Below are 15,259 nucleotides of genomic sequence, written 5' to 3'. Positions count from 1 at the left end.
GGGGAGAAGTCCGTAGATAGGCTTTTCTCAGCATTTATGTGATAAAATTAAAATAGTACATAAAGGGAGAAAAGCCATTTTTAAATAAGTATAATTTGTTATGCAAGTTTTTTATAAACTTTTATATTTTTTCTAATTTTTTAAATATTAATTTTATAATCAAAAACTTAGTTAAACACTTATGGGACAAGATGTGATAGTGTGAATCTTGTATTCTTATTCTAAAACATAATATTTGAAACTTCTTCTTTTTGGAAATTATTATTAATTGTAAAAAAAACTTTAGTATTAGCGATAATTATTGGTTAAAATCATTTTTTACTATAAATTAATTATAAAATAGATTATTAAAATCGTAGTATTTTGACTTTAATAAGAATAAAAAACTAATTTTATGAAAAATAAATAAATTTTGTAAAACAAAAAATAATATGTACAATATAATTATTAAGTTTAATATAAGTTTTTTATCCATTGCTTTTTTAAGTAAATGGGTTTATTAATAAAAAAAATAAGAGGTAAAGAAGAATGATAAATGATTTAGTTAATATAAATAAGTTTATAAAAAGTTTAAATACAAATAATATTAATAGTATAGATTTGATGCAACAATATTATTATCATGAAATAAGAGAAAATATAGAAATATATAATGAATTAATTGAAAAATTAAACAATATTTTTTCATTATTTAATATAACTATAGAAGAAGAACAAAAATATAATAATTTTTTTATTTTTTTAAAAGAAGAAATAATAAAAACTAAGAAAAAATATCAGGAAAATTATAAATATGAAATAGAACAAATTGCCAAAATTTTAGATCAAAATCAACAAACTATTGATAATTGTTTAGTAGTCAATAATAAATATAGTAATATTATTACAAGTTTAAATAATAAAAAAATTAGTAAATGAAAAAATAATTTTTTAAAAATTATTACTTTTGGTTTTTGAGATTGAAATAAAAAAATAACAGTTCAACAAGAAGAATTAGAAAATTATAAAATTAATAATGAAGAATTGATAAAAGCGAAAGAATTAGAAAATGAAAAACTAAAAGAAGAAAAAACTACTATTTTGATTGAAAAACTAAAGAAAAATATGTTTGAAATAACTAGTGTTCTTGCAGAAGTTGACATTTTAGAAGAAGAATTTAAAAAAATGCTCAGTGAAAAAACTAATAATGAACCTGAATGTGAAATTGCAGAGGAAGCAATTGAAGTACTAAGTAAAAAAAGAAGGTCATTTTGTTCACAAGATAGTGGTTTTGACTCAAATGCAAGTAGCGATAGTGAAGAATCTTCTTATCCAGAAAAATTAAATCCATTTATTAATGATGATGATGTAAGTTCTCAATCAACCAGTATTTTTAGTAAACCAATTTTGCCAAAAATATAAATAGATAAATGTATTTATTAAAATTAACAATTATTTTAATAATTAAATATTAATAAATAAATTATTTAAATACTTATATCAGTAAGTGTTTTTAATAAAAAAACTTATTTATTTAGAAAAAATATGTAACTTAGTAAAAATAAAGAAATTATTATTTTAAAATATTTTTATCTGTTAAGTATTTTAACTTGACATCATTATGTGAATAAGATATTATTAAAAAGGTTTATTTGCCACAAATTAATAGAAGGAGGTAATTTATGGTTAAATTACGCTTAATACCAACAGGAAAAAGTAAATCAGTGAAACCTAGTTACAGAATTGTTGCGATTGATGCAAGAACAAAACTTAATGGTAGATATATTGATAAATTAGGTACTTATAATCCAACAAGCAAAGAAAAACAAGTAACTATCGATGAAGTAAAAGCATTAAAATTTTTATCAAATGGTGCTCAACCAACAGAAACTGTTCGTAGTTTATTATCAACAGAAGGAATTATGACTAAATTTCATAATTTAAGACAAGAGAGAAAAAGTAGCAAACCTAAAAAAATAACAAAAAAAGTTACTGTAAAAAATAAAAAAACTGCTACTACTAATTCTATTAAAAAAGAAGAAGCACCTGCTACTTAATATTAAAATATGCTAGAAGTGATTAATTAATATGTATGTAACATTGTTAGAACATTTAATTGAACCAATTTTACTTGATAAAATTTGTGAAGTTGAGATTCGCGAATTAGTAGAAAAAAATCACTATGATTTAATATTAATGGTACCAAAATCATTAATATCAGTATTGATTGGTAAAAAAGGAAATACTATTCGTGCATTATCAACAATTATTGAAAGTAAAGCATATTTAGAAAATAATACTATTAAATTAGTAATTAATGAGTTTTAAGATGAAATATTTAGAATTAGGTACTATTGTTAATACTCATGGTCTTATTGGTGAAGTTAAGGTTTTATGTAATTATTATGGTAATAAATTTTCATGAAAAGAAAAAACAACAGTTTATTTAGAAGAAACTAAACAACTAACACCTTTAATTATTTCAAGAGTAAGAAATCATAAGCAGTTTTTATTATTAACATTTGAAAATTATAATACTATTGAGTTAGTAGAAGGTATGAAAAATAAAAATTTAGTTATTAATACTGAAGAAATAATTAATGACAACTTACCTTGATTTTATGAAGATATTCTAAATTATGAAGCATTTGATGCTAATAATAATGCTTTTTTAGGAAAAGTTATTGCTTTCTTAGATAATAATCATCAAGGTTTATGAGAAATAAAAATGACTAATAAAAAAACCTTTTTTATTCCTAATAATAAAGTATTTATTAATAAAATTAATAAAGAAGAACAAAAAGTTTATTTTAATATTATTGAAGGATTAATTAATAATGACTAAAAACCAATTCACAATTATAACTTTATTTCCCAATGCTTTTAATGATTTTATGCAAACATCAATTATCAAACGAGCTATTACTAAAAAACAAATTAGCATTGATATTATTGATATTAGAAATTTTGCTAATAATAAACACCAACAAGTTGATGATGCTCCTTATGGTGGTGGCAATGGTATGGTTTTACAAGCAATGCCAGTAATTAATGCTATTAATAGCGTAAAACTTAAATATCCTGAGGCTAAAACAATTTTACTTAGTCCACAAGGTCAACAATGAAATCAACAATTAGCTTATAAATATAATCAAAAAAATATTAATTATATTTTAGTTTGTGGTCATTACGAAGGTATTGATGAACGCATTATGTCTTATATTGATGAAGAGATTTCAATTGGTGATTATGTATTAACTGGTGGTGAATTACCAGCAATGGTTATTATTGATTGTATTACTAGGTTAATTCCTAATGTTATTCAACATCAATCTCATCTTAATGATTCTTTTAATAATTCATTATTGGATTATCCAACATATACAAGACCAGAAGAAGTATTAGGTATGAAAGTTCCAGAGGTTCTAATTGGTGGTCACCATGAAAAGATAGCAGAATATCGTCATCAACAAGCATTAATTAATACTTATAAAAAAAGAATTGATTTATTTAAAAAATATCAATTATCTGCAAAAGATAAAATAATAATTGAAGAATATAAATCTTCACTTAAAAAAAATAAACGAAAGGAGAAATAAAACATGCAAAATGCAATTATTAAATTAGTTAGTGAAAGTCAACTAAATCATAATCTTCCTAATTTTAAATCTGGAGATACAATCCAAGTATTTTCTAAAATTAAAGAAGAAAAAAAAGAACGTATTCAAATGTTTGAAGGGGTAGTTATTGCTCGCAAAGGTTCAGGAATTACGCAAAATGTTATTGTTCGTAAAACTGTTGGTGGTAAAGGTGTCGAAAAAACATTTGCTTTACATTCACCATTAATTGATAAAATTAATGTTATTCGTAAGGGTAAAGTAAGAAGAGCACGTATTTTCTACTTACGTAAATTAAGCGGTAAAGCTGCTAGAATTAAAGAAATTAAAACAGTAAAACCTGTTAAATAATAATTAAACCACCGTTATTAAAATCAATGGTGGTTTTCTAAATTGATATAAAATAATAATAAAATGTATTAAAGGAGTTAAAAAAAATGCCTAATGAAAGTACCCATAATCAAATTCATTGATTCCCTGGTCATATGATGAAAGCCATTAAAGCAATTGAAACTAAGTTACCAATTATTGATGTTGCAATTGAAGTTTTAGATGCACGAGCACCATTAGCAACAAAAAGTACTTTATTAGATCGTTTATTAGAGAAAAAAATAAGAATTATTGTTCTTAACAAAGTTGATTTAGCAGATGATAATTTTACTAAAGAATGAGTTAATTTTTTTGAAAGTCAAGGTTTTTCTGTTTTATTGGCAAAATCATTAACTACAAAAATGAAACCGCAGTTATTAAATTTAATTACTAAATTAATGGAGCCACAAATGGAAAAACAATTGGCAAAAGGTATTGTTAATCCAAAAATTAAGGTATTAATTATGGGATTACCAAATACGGGGAAATCAACATTTATCAATAATTTATTACAACGTAAAGTAACACAAACTGCTAATATACCTGGTGTTACTAGAGGTCAACAATGAATTAAATTAAATCCAACGATTGATTTGTTAGATAGTCCTGGTATTTTACCACCAAAAATGAATGATCAAAAAGTAGTAATGATTTTAGCTTTAATTAAAGCAATTCCTGTTAAACATTTATTTTTAGAAGAAATTGCTAATTTTGCTTTAACCTTTTTACTTGAGAATTATTATGAAAGATTAGTAAAATATTATAATATTAATTTTGAAATTAAAAATATTAATGATGAAACATTATTTCTTTATTTTAAGAAATTAGCACAAAAATATCATTTAAAATTGGCTAATGATGAAGATAATACTCATCGTGCCATGAATTTATTTATTAATGATTTACAAGTAGGGAAATTAGGATTAATTTCATTTGAAATACCACCTAAGATTTTAAAACATGAAAAGTAGTTTACGATACGAAATTGATAATTATTCATCAGGAACATTAATTGCTGGTTTTGATGAAGTGGGAAGGGGAGCTATTGCAGGACCAATTGTTGTTGCAATCGTTATTCTTAAACCAAACTTTAATCATCATTTAATTAAAGATTCAAAACAATTATCAACAAAACAACGAATAGCAATGTATCAAATTATAATTGATAATGCACTAACAGTTGCTGTTAGTATTAAAAGTCATCAATTTGTTAATATTCATAATCCTAAGCAGACTAGTATTTTAGCAATGATAGAAGCATTTAATAAATTAAAAATAGTACCTGATGTGTGTTTAGTTGATTTTGAAAAACCACAATTTCCTAATTTTCTAGGAAAAGTTGAAGCAATAGTTAAAGGTGATCAAAAATCACTTAATATTGCTAGCGCTTCGATTATTGCTAAAGTAGTAAGAGATAAAATTATGATTAATTATGATACTAAATATCCTAATTATGGGTTTAAAAATCATAAAGGGTATTATACAAAAAATCATCAGATAGCATTACAAAATTATGGTATTTGTGATATTCATCGTATTAGTTGTGCGCCCGTTAAAAAATATAGTGGCATTATATAATAGAGAAACTTTTATTATTACAATTATTTATTGGTAATAAGTTATTATCTAATTTATTTATATCTGTTGCTAATAATTTATTATTTTGAATATTAAAAATTTCTTTAATTGGTTTAGTTCCTTGATTTATTAAAATATTTTTAAATGATTGAAGGCCATGTTTTTGTAAATTCTTTTCTAATTGGCTTGTAGGTGTTTTAATATTATAGGCAACTTCTAAATAAAAGAATCTTTTTTGAAAGTCATGGTCAAAATCTTGATATTTTTTATAGATTTTTTCTATTTTATTTATTATATTTTTATTTAATATTTTTTGAAAGGCATTATTGTTAATAATGTCTTTGCTAATATTTTCTAATAAATAGTGTAGTGGAAATAATTCAGTAGAATAACTAGTAACATTTTTATATGGTAATAATAAGTCATTCATTATTTCTTTTTTAATATTGTATTTTTGTCTAATTTTATTAGAAGTTTTAATTATATTTATTTTAAAACAAAATTTATTATCTTTATTATCAATTACTAACATAGTTGAAAATATTTCTTTATATATTTTTTTTAACATTTTATTTTTCCTTTTTTATTTGGATATTTAATTTAATGGAATGGCAACCCTTTTTAGGACTATTTTTTGGTAGACATTTGTTTTTGATAATTAACTGGAGTTAAGTAGTTTAAAGTGCCGTGAATTCTTATGTTGTTATATCAATTGATGTAATCAAATAATTCTAATTTTAATTGGATTAATGATGTAAAATTTTTATCATTAATAAATTCGGTTTTGAAAGTTTTAAAGGTTGCTTCAGCAACAGCGTTATCATAAGGACAACCTTTTTTGCTTAAAGAGCGATTAATATTGAATGCTAGTAAAAGTTTATCAATAATTTTATTATTAAATTCATTACCGCGATCACTATGAAATATTTGAATATCTTTTAAACAGCGATTTGAGTGCATAAATGCTTGATATACTAATGATGCATCTTTTTTAGTACCTACACTATGTCCAATTATTTCGTGGTTAAATAGGTCAATTAATAAACAAATATAGTTTCACTTACCATTTACTTGAACATAAGTTAAATCACTAACAATAACTTCATTTTTAACTCTATTATTAAAGTTTCTATTAACAAGATTGGTTATTTGACTATCATTGACTTTATTATGATAATTTTTGAATGATAATTTAGTGTATTTTGATATTAAATTATGTTTATTCATAATTTCTTTAATTTTTCTTCTTGTAAAATTTCTTGGTTTTCTAGAATGACTTTTAATCTTCTAGTACCATAAACTTCTTTATTTTTTTTAAAAGCACTAATAACAGCTTGTTCATAAATATTATTTTGAATTTTATTTTTTTTCTTTAAATTAAAATAATATGTTGATTTAGAGAGTTTTAAAAAATGACACATTGTGCGAATTTTATATTTAGATTTATTATTTGCAATAATCTCTACTTTCTGCCTATTATTAGTGCTGCTTGCTTTAAAATATCATTTTCCATTCTTAATTGTTTTAATTCTTTTCTTAATTTAATTAATTCATTTTCTTCAACAGAACGATTATCTTTAGTTTTAAAACTACCTGAATTAGTAAATTGCTTAATTCAATTGTAAGTAGCTGCTCTTGTAACATTATATTCTTTAACAAGGCAAGATACTGATTTGCCACTTTGATATAAAGCTACTATTTGTTTTTTAAATTCATCGGTATATGAGTTAATATTGGCCATAATTATAGTTCCTTTCTTTGTTCACTTGTCTATGTAATTAGTGTCCAATAAAGTGTAACCCATCCATAATAAAAATCCTAATATAGAAAAATAGCTATATTAGATATATACATTTATTAAATTAAAATAATTATATCTAAAAATATGAAATAATACTATTTATTTTTTATTATTGCTTTTCTTCATAATTATGGACAAATCTTATTGATATTTTTAATTTAATTTTTTTGAAATAAACTTATATGTTTATTAAATTTTCTAGTTCTGTTATAATTAAACTATATTAATTTAAAGTAAAATAGTTTTTAATTTATAATTTAAGATAGTCAGGGGAATTATAATGACAAAGAAATTCGGTTATAATTTACTAACATTTGTATATTTTTCAAATCAACGTCGCGGTACTGCTAAATTAGTTTTGAAAAAAAGTACATGTAAACATATTATTAAAATTTACAAGAAAAATAAAAATTTACAAATAAGTGATAAGGTAAGATTATTATCTAATTTTTTAAGTAGTAATATTGTTTCTAAAATTTCAGCTTTAGCAGAAGAATCTTCAATGCCATATACTTTGATTGATGAAATAGTTTTTGTTATTCTTGAACAATGAGAACTATTTTTACAATGAAGTAAAAAAATAACAAATGCTCTTATTATTACTGTTAATAAAAATCTAGAATTTAGCGCTGATTGAGTAGGTAATGAGAATATTTTTGCAGAGTTAATAACCGAATATACTATTAATTATAAAGAATTAGGAATGAATACCATTATTTTTAATAATGGTTTTTCTTACGAAAGAGATGGTATTAAGTATAGTGATAATGGTATTGCTAAAATTATTTTAACACCATTTTTATGAAAACAATTAGATAAATTAAATAATAGTTTTGAGATATCGCAATATTTAAGGAATGAACAAATATTTTGTTATCTTTCTTTAGAACCAAATTCTGATAAAATTTTAAATTATGCTTTTGAACAATTGGCAGTTTTAATTTTTAATAATAAAAAATATGTTAATGATGCTTTTCTTAAGTTTAAAGTAGGTGTTGTTTTAGAATTTGAAGCAGTAGTGCATGAACAATTTCAATTAAAACAAATCTCAGCAATGAAAATTAATAGCGAAGAATTAAAATAATATATATTATTTTGAAGTAAAAAATAAGGTAATACTAGACTAGTATTACCTTAATTAATATATTTTAGAAAAGTTGAATAATAATTTTATGCTAATCATATCATTATTATTTTACTATTAATTGTTTATTCTTATTATTATTGTTGACTTTAAAGAAATAGTTTCTTGGTTTTTTACTAAAGCAATAGAAAGTGTTAGTTCATCTCCGTCTGTTAAATTATTTGGACGAGGTATTCCTGTTCTTTCAAAATTTATAACATTAAATTTTGCTTTTCAACCAACCAATTATTCAAAGTTATTAAATTTAATAGCTTTTTCAGTTCTGCTTTTGCTTATTAATGGTACTTCTGTTTTATCTTTTAATCATTTATTAACAGTTTCTTCTAATTTATAACCCGCTTGGAAATACTCAATAGAACTTCCTTCATAAACAAATTCATTATAACTTAACTTAGCAGGACTATCACTTGCAAAAATATTAAATAAAGCATCAGTTCCAGTCATTACTTTTACTGTATATTTATCCCCTAAATTTGTTTCGGACTTCTCCCCACATGTACTTGTGGAGGGAATAATGAAACTGAATGAATTCAACAATGCTTTTCAAACTGAACAGCAATGTCTTGCATATATAGCAAATTTGAAAGAAAACAAATGTATTAGGTGTTTTAATTTTAATTTGAATACTTCTGATTTAAAAAGAATGAGATGTTTAAAATGTAATCAAACATTTAGCATTCTCACAGGCACCATATTTTCAAGGTCACAAACATCTTTAACATCTTGGTTTTATCTTATCTTTAGATGAATAAACACCAAACATGGAATTCCATCAACAGATATTGCAAAAGAATTGGGAGTGACTTTGAAAACTGCTTGAAGAATGACTAATAAAATCAGAACACGTATTGCAAAACAAAAACCTCAATTTATTGTTGAAGGTACAGTGCAAATTGATGAAATGTATCTTTCACATATGGGTTTTAAAAAACAAGGAAGATCCTTGGTGAATAAAACCTTGATTGTTGGCATTTATCAAAAAAAAACCAATAATTTAATTGTGAAAGTATTGAAAAACGCAAAGAGTAAAAATCTTTTGCAGTTTGCAAAAAACCACATTTCTTCAAAATGTCTTGTATATACTGATTCTTGAAAAGGATATTGCGATTTTAAATCAGTTTTCACTAAGCACGAAACAGTTAACCATCAAGATGGCTATGTTTCAAAAATTGGTGTAAATACCAACCAAATTGAATCAGTTTGAAAACATATAAGAAGAACATTTAAAACACATATCAAAGTTGCAAAACATCATGTTCATTTATATGCTAAAGAAGCTGCATATAAATTCAACAAGATACCTAGTTTTGAAACTGTAATTCTATGTTTGATTTAAAAATGTGGGGAGAAGTCCGTAGATAGGCTTTTCTCAGCATTTATGTGATAAAACTAAAATAGTACATAAAGGGAGAAAAGCCATTTGTTTTACCATCTTCTTTAAAGAATTGTAAATTATATGTCCCATCACCAACTACAAGTTTTTCATCATCATTTGGTTCTACAAATTTACTAGTAGAAACTTTTATATTAGATATTTTATTTTTAATTTTAGCAACTTCCGCTGCATCAAAAGTACCATCTTCAGGTGTTGTTCCTGATGTTAATTTCTGTTGTAAAACAGATTTTAAAAAATAGAAACTGTCTTTATCTTTAGCTTTGGCTTGACCAGTAGTTGCCTCTTTTTCTAATAATTTAGTAACCAAAATATCGGAATTATCAATTCAGAAAAAGGATGTATCTTTTTCTCAATTAAGTCTAATAGTTTTTAAACCGTTTCCTTCATCATTTGTTAAACCTAAATTTATTGATACTTGATCTAGTAATATTTTTACCTGATCTTCTTTGTTGTTACCACAAGCTATAACAGTAGTTACTGGTACTGTTGTTATGACACTAGCACCTAATAACTTTAATAATGTTCTCATATTCCTCATTTTTCTCTTAACCTCCTCAGTTAAATCTAAAATAGATGTGAGAAATTATCTTCAATAATCTTATGTAAAACATATTATTTTAAATAACTCACTAACACTATTATAATACATAAAAAAAATTTTATTGTTTTTTTAAACCTTTAAGAGTGTATTTGTAAATTATTAATAGTAAAATTAAAATTATATTAGTATTTATTGTTATAAAGTAATATCTGAAAAAAATAAAAATAATAAAGTATAATATTTCTATAAATAAAAAAATATAAGTTTTTGACCTATTGTTTAAGTTTTAAGCAAGTAGGTTTTTTATTTTGAAAGGGGAAAAATATGAATTTAAAATCTTTACTATCTGAAATAAAATTTGATTATAAAGAAATTATAGAAATTTTTAGAAAAATAGCAGCAAAAAAGGAAAATATTAAATCATTATGAGATGAATTAAGTAAGTATAAACAGCAATTACAGAAAGAAAAAAGTGATGATAATATTAACCAAAAATTATTAAGGCTTTTCTCCCTTTATGTACTATTTTAATTTTATCACATAAATGCTGAGAAAAGCCTATATACGGACTTCTCCCCACATTTTTAAATCAAACATAGAATTACAGTTTCAAAACTAGGTATCTTGTTGAATTTATATGCAGCTTCTTTAGCATATAAATGAACATGATGTTTTGCAACTTTGATATGTGTTTTAAATGTTCTTCTTATATGTTTTCAAACTGATTCAATTTGGTTGGTATTTACACCAATTTTTGAAACATAGCCATCTTGATGGTTAACTGTTTCATGCTTAGTGAAAACTGATTTAAAATCGCAATATCCTTTTCAAGAATCAGTATATACAAGACATTTTGAAGAAATGTGTTTTTTTGCAAACTGCAAAAGATTTTTACTATTTGCGTTTTTCAATACTTTCACAATTAAATTATTGGTTGTTTTTTGATAAATGCCAACAATCAAGGTTTTATTCACCAATGATCTTCCTTGTTTTTTAAAACCCATATGTGAAAGATACATTTCATCAATTTGCACTGTACCTTCAACAATAAATTGAGGTTTTTGTTTTGCAATACGTGTTCTGATTTTATGAGTAATTCTTCAAGCAGTTTTCAAAGTCACTCCCAATTCTTTTGCAATATCTGTTGATGGAATTCCATGTTTGGTGTTTATTCATCTAAAGATAAGATAAAACCAAGATGTTAAAGATGTTTGTGACCTTGAAAATATGGTGCCTGTGAGAATGCTAAATGTTTGATTACATTTTAAACATCTCATTCTTTTTAAATCAGAAGTATTCAAATTAAAATTAAAACACCTAATACATTTGTTTTCTTTCAAATTTGCTATATATGCAAGACATTGCTGTTCAGTTTGAAAAGCATTGTTGAATTCATTCAGTTTCATTATTCCCTCCACAAGTACATGTGGGGAGAAGTCCGATTATTAATTATTTATAAAGTTTCTGCTTTTGTTGAAGAAATGTTGTTAAATTATTGTCAATCAACAGAATATGATCCTGCTACTGGAAAAATAATTAAAGACAGTAAAATGAGTGAAAATTTTGTAAATGATTGAAATAATATTAATAAAATATTAGAACAAATTTTTTTACCAGAAGATGAAGTTGTAGAAATTTCAGAATTAGCAGATGATCAATTAAGTCTACTAAATAATGAACAAACGCAAACAAATCGTGAAAGTGAATGTTTTCCCAAATACTGTTTAATTTTATAAAAATGAAATAAAAAATAAAAAAACTTTTCTCTAATTAGAGAAAAGTTTTAATTAACATAGTGCTTTAAATTCTACTAAAATATTGATTGAGGTAATAAAGTTCCAATACTTAACATTATTAAGGCAAAGACAGTAATACCAATAGTATATGGTCAAATTGCTCGATAAAAACTTGTTAGGGGAACTTTAGCAATGGCAAGTCCTGCCATCATTACACCTGCACTTGGTGCAAATAAATTAATTCAACCACTAGCCATAACAAAAGTAGTAATCATTCCTGAACCTAATCCTAAAAGAATTACTATTTTTGAAACAATAGGGAAAACGGCTTTTGCAAATCCTGATGTTGAAGGAATAACAAAGGCAATCAAAAGAAAAGCAAAAAAACCAATAATAACAATAGCAAATCTTGGTAATTTATCAATACTTTGCAATTGTCCAACAACAACATGTTGCATTCCTGAATGTTGTAATGATCAGCCAATTCCACCAGCAACAGCAATTATTAAAGCAACACCTAATAATTCTGAAGAACCACTAATAAAATTACGAACATATTGTTCTTCGCCTTTTCAATCAATTGCTGCAATGATAATTGAAACAAAGAAAAATAAGAAAGCTAACATTTCAATGTTTCAGTCACCAAATGCATTAATTTGACTTGTGAAATATGGAAAATATTTAATTAATGTATTGTGAAAATCATCAAAAATAGTTGTTCCTGTAATTTTACCTCATGGAATAATACAAAGCACCATAATTAAAAATGTTAATCCAAATAGTGCTAAAATAATTTTACGACGTTTAGTAAATTCAGGTATTTCTTCTTTATTAATAAATTCTTCATGATGCTCGCTATGTAAGTGAAAAACAACTGATTTTTCAGGATTACGTTTAACACGGATTGCATATCACATAACAAAAGCAATAGTACCGATAGTTGCTAAAAATCAACAAATTAAACGTCAGATGATTCCATCACCAGGATTTAAACCACTAGCTTGTGAAGCTGTAGCAATAGCAAAGGGATTAAGTGTTGAAAACATAACACCAACACCAGCACCCAATAAAATCATTAATACAGCTGTAACAACATCAAAACCAGCAGCTAACATTGCTGGAATAATAATTAAATAGTAAGGAATAGTTTCTTCACACATTCCTTCAACTGTTCCACCAATCGATAGGATAGTCATAATTGAAGGAATAATTCAAATTTCTTTTCCGTTTAGACGTTTAACTAAACGACCAATTCCTGCATCTAGTGCACCTGATTTCATAACTATGCCAATATATCCACCAATTACTAAAACAAAAACAATAATATCACTGCTACCAATGAAACCTTTAATTGGAGCCAAAAATAAGTCCATGATACCTAATGGCCCACCGTCTTGTCAAGGGTTATCGGTGCTTACAGGCTTTGATTCATCTTCTAATCATTTACCTGTTGTTCCTGGAATCCAAGAAATAATGATAATTAGAGCAATAATAAAGAATAAGACTGTAATTGCTGTTGGCATTTTAAATGGAAATAAACGAAATTTTTTCTTTTTGGTAATTCCCATATATGATTAATACCTCCTTCTTTATTTTTTTAAAAGTATTATTATATAATACACTATTTATCATGTAGAATAAAAGATGTTTAAGCTTATTTTTTAAAATAACTTATTAAAAAAGTAGTATTTTTATTTAAGTAACACTATTATAATAATAGTTTTTAAAAAAATGTTAGAGGCTTTTTAATAATCTGTGTATCTTTGTTTTACAAAGTTACTAATTTAGATTAATTCTGTCTTCAAATTTTATCATAAAATGAGCAATTGCTGTATTTCAATTTTGAATAGGCAATGTTCATTTTTTTGTTATATTTTCAATTGCCAAGTAAAATATTTTGAAAACTGCCATATCATTAGGAAAAACTTTTTTATTTCTGATGATTTTTCGTAATTGACTATTAACAGATTCAATAGCATTTGTAGTATAAATCACTCTTTTGATTTCTACTGGATAACTAATAAAAACCATTAAATTATCTCAATTTTTATATCAAGATTTAGTAATTTGAGGATATTGTTTATTTCATTTACTTTCAAACGATTCTAAAGCTTGCATTGCTTGTTCTTCACTACATGCACTATAAATTGGTTTTAAATCTGCAACTAGACCTTTTCGATGTTTGTATGAAACATATTTTAAACTATTTCTAATTTGATGAACAATGCATAATTGATGTTCTGTTTTAGGATAAACTGATTGTATTGCTTCTGACATGCCTGTTAAATTATCACTACAAGCAATAAGAATATCATTTAAGCCACGATTTTTCATTTCTGTGAAATTAGATAATCAAAACTTAGAACCTTCATTTTCACTAATTCATAATCCTAAAACATCTTTTTTGCCTTCTAAATAAACTCCTAATGCTATATAAACTGATTTGTTAATAATCCGTTTATCTTGTCGTACTTTAACTAATATACAATCAAAATAAACAATAGGATAAATACTTTCTAATGGTCGATTTTGTCATGCTTTAACATCATCAATAACATCATCAGTAATTTGACTAATAACACTTTCACTAATATCAGCACCATGATATAACTCTTGCAACTGCATTCTAATGTCAGATAATGTCATTCCTTTTGCATACAAGGAAAGAACTTGTTGATCAAAACCATCAAATCTTCTTTGCCTTTTAGGAACTATTACAGGAGTAAAATTACTATTGCGATCTCTTGGTACATCAATTTCAATTTTACCTTGTTGAGTTATTAATTTTTTTGAACTTGTACCATTACGAGCATTTTCAGTAGTACTATGTTGATTTTTTTCATATCCTAAATAATTTTGCATTTCAGAATTCAACATTTTTTCAACTAATCTTTTTGTTAATTCTTTATATAAACATCCAGGTTTAAAAACTGTTGTTAAATCTTCAGTATTTTCTAGTAATAAATCTACTGCTTTTGATATTGGATCATTATTATTAAAGTTATCTTTTTTAGCCATCTGTAACTCACTCTTTCTAGTCATTTAATTATATTTAATAGAATTAATTAAACATAGTTATTTTTGTAAGTTACACAGAT

17 protein-coding genes and 2 pseudogenes are annotated in these 15,259 nt (G+C 24.5%); 12 read left to right on the top strand and 7 right to left on the bottom strand.

From position 1 onward, the window contains the following. Positions 1-528 precede the first annotated feature (528 nt). The 8 genes and pseudogenes from AACL02_RS03925 (at position 529) to AACL02_RS03890 (ending at position 5,543) form a co-directional block, all read left to right on the top strand. Positions 529-1,401 carry a hypothetical protein gene (locus AACL02_RS03925; RefSeq protein ID WP_339042864.1) on the top strand — a complete coding sequence of 291 codons (873 nt, stop codon included), beginning with the start codon at positions 529-531 and terminating at the stop codon, positions 1,399-1,401. Positions 1,402-1,661: 260 nt separating this feature from the next. Beyond that, a pseudogene (rpsP, locus tag AACL02_RS03920) lies at positions 1,662-1,925 on the top strand (30S ribosomal protein S16); the annotation flags it as partial. Positions 1,926-2,067: 142 nt separating this feature from the next. Continuing rightward, complete coding sequence (locus AACL02_RS03915) at positions 2,068-2,307, top strand: KH domain-containing protein (RefSeq protein WP_338962636.1); 240 nt, start codon at positions 2,068-2,070, stop codon at positions 2,305-2,307. A 1-nt stretch (position 2,308) separates the two neighbouring features. Further along, positions 2,309-2,824 (top strand): ribosome maturation factor RimM, encoded by a 516-nt coding sequence (gene rimM, locus AACL02_RS03910; protein ID WP_252319423.1) that lies wholly within the window; start codon positions 2,309-2,311, stop codon positions 2,822-2,824. Further along, positions 2,817-3,578 (top strand): tRNA (guanosine(37)-N1)-methyltransferase TrmD, encoded by a 762-nt coding sequence (gene trmD / locus AACL02_RS03905; RefSeq protein ID WP_281747932.1) that lies wholly within the window; start codon positions 2,817-2,819, stop codon positions 3,576-3,578. Before rimM ends, trmD begins: the two co-directional genes overlap by 8 nt. 3 nt (positions 3,579-3,581) lie before the next feature. Beyond that, positions 3,582-3,947 (top strand): 50S ribosomal protein L19, encoded by a 366-nt coding sequence (gene rplS, locus AACL02_RS03900; RefSeq protein ID WP_252319419.1) that lies wholly within the window; start codon positions 3,582-3,584, stop codon positions 3,945-3,947. Positions 3,948-4,033: 86 nt separating this feature from the next. After that, entirely contained in the window at positions 4,034-4,936 is a 903-nt protein-coding gene (gene ylqF, locus AACL02_RS03895; RefSeq protein WP_339042862.1) for a ribosome biogenesis GTPase YlqF, read from the top strand. Next, the gene (locus AACL02_RS03890) at positions 4,926-5,543 is read left to right on the top strand and encodes a ribonuclease HII (protein WP_339042861.1); all 618 of its coding nucleotides are present in this window, start codon (positions 4,926-4,928) and stop codon (positions 5,541-5,543) included. The genes ylqF and AACL02_RS03890 overlap by 11 nt, the downstream gene beginning before the upstream one ends. Here AACL02_RS03890 and AACL02_RS03885 read toward each other — a convergent pair. Beyond that, on the bottom strand, positions 5,536-6,111 hold the full coding sequence (locus AACL02_RS03885; protein WP_339042860.1) for a hypothetical protein: 576 nt from the start codon (positions 6,109-6,111) through the stop codon (positions 5,536-5,538). The two genes, AACL02_RS03890 and AACL02_RS03885, sit on opposite strands and share 8 nt — an antisense overlap. Before the next feature lie 59 nt (positions 6,112-6,170). Beyond that, positions 6,171-7,284 (bottom strand): annotated as a pseudogene (locus tag AACL02_RS03880) (IS3 family transposase). Positions 7,285-7,624: 340 nt separating this feature from the next. Between AACL02_RS03880 and AACL02_RS03875 the strand changes: the two are divergent. After that, complete coding sequence (locus AACL02_RS03875; RefSeq protein WP_339042859.1) at positions 7,625-8,428, top strand: hypothetical protein; 804 nt, start codon at positions 7,625-7,627, stop codon at positions 8,426-8,428. A 285-nt stretch (positions 8,429-8,713) separates the two neighbouring features. On the opposite strand, the gene AACL02_RS03870 is transcribed toward AACL02_RS03875, so the two are convergent. Next, on the bottom strand, positions 8,714-8,932 hold the full coding sequence (locus AACL02_RS03870; RefSeq protein WP_339042858.1) for a hypothetical protein: 219 nt from the start codon (positions 8,930-8,932) through the stop codon (positions 8,714-8,716). A gap of 76 nt (positions 8,933-9,008) precedes the next feature. Here AACL02_RS03870 and AACL02_RS03865 point away from each other — a divergent pair, with 76 nt between their 5' ends. Next, positions 9,009-9,824 carry an IS1595 family transposase gene (locus tag AACL02_RS03865; RefSeq protein ID WP_339043562.1) on the top strand — a complete coding sequence of 272 codons (816 nt, stop codon included), beginning with the start codon at positions 9,009-9,011 and terminating at the stop codon, positions 9,822-9,824. 40 nt (positions 9,825-9,864) lie between these two features. Here AACL02_RS03865 and AACL02_RS03860 read toward each other — a convergent pair whose 3' ends face one another. After that, positions 9,865-10,413, bottom strand: coding sequence for a hypothetical protein (locus AACL02_RS03860; protein WP_339042857.1), 549 nt, complete (start codon positions 10,411-10,413; stop codon positions 9,865-9,867). Between the two features lie 336 nt (positions 10,414-10,749). On the opposite strand from AACL02_RS03860, the gene AACL02_RS03855 reads away from it, so the two are divergent. Beyond that, entirely contained in the window at positions 10,750-10,956 is a 207-nt protein-coding gene (locus tag AACL02_RS03855; RefSeq protein ID WP_339042856.1) for a hypothetical protein, read from the top strand. A 53-nt stretch (positions 10,957-11,009) separates the two neighbouring features. On the opposite strand, the gene AACL02_RS03850 is transcribed toward AACL02_RS03855, so the two are convergent. Further along, positions 11,010-11,825, bottom strand: coding sequence for an IS1595 family transposase (locus tag AACL02_RS03850; RefSeq protein ID WP_339043560.1), 816 nt, complete (start codon positions 11,823-11,825; stop codon positions 11,010-11,012). Positions 11,826-11,849: 24 nt separating this feature from the next. Between AACL02_RS03850 and AACL02_RS03845 the strand changes: the two genes are divergently transcribed. Next, positions 11,850-12,161: a hypothetical protein gene (locus AACL02_RS03845; protein WP_339042855.1), complete on the top strand. Its 312-nt coding sequence runs from the start codon at positions 11,850-11,852 to the stop codon at positions 12,159-12,161. A 74-nt stretch (positions 12,162-12,235) separates the two neighbouring features. On the opposite strand, the gene AACL02_RS03840 is transcribed toward AACL02_RS03845, so the two are convergent. Together AACL02_RS03840 and AACL02_RS03835 are read right to left on the bottom strand one after the other, a co-directional pair. After that, on the bottom strand, positions 12,236-13,729 hold the full coding sequence (locus tag AACL02_RS03840) for a YfcC family protein (protein ID WP_339042854.1): 1,494 nt from the start codon (positions 13,727-13,729) through the stop codon (positions 12,236-12,238). A gap of 211 nt (positions 13,730-13,940) precedes the next feature. Next, positions 13,941-15,179 carry an IS256 family transposase gene (locus AACL02_RS03835; protein ID WP_339043558.1) on the bottom strand — a complete coding sequence of 413 codons (1,239 nt, stop codon included), beginning with the start codon at positions 15,177-15,179 and terminating at the stop codon, positions 13,941-13,943. Positions 15,180-15,259: the final 80 nt, after the last annotated feature.

The organism is Spiroplasma endosymbiont of Apeira syringaria (assembly GCF_964020205.1).
Taxonomy (GTDB): Bacteria; Bacillota_I; Bacilli_A; order Mycoplasmatales; family VBWQ01; genus Spiroplasma_E; species Spiroplasma_E ixodetis_A.
This window is presented reverse-complemented; position numbering and strand designations above follow the sequence as displayed.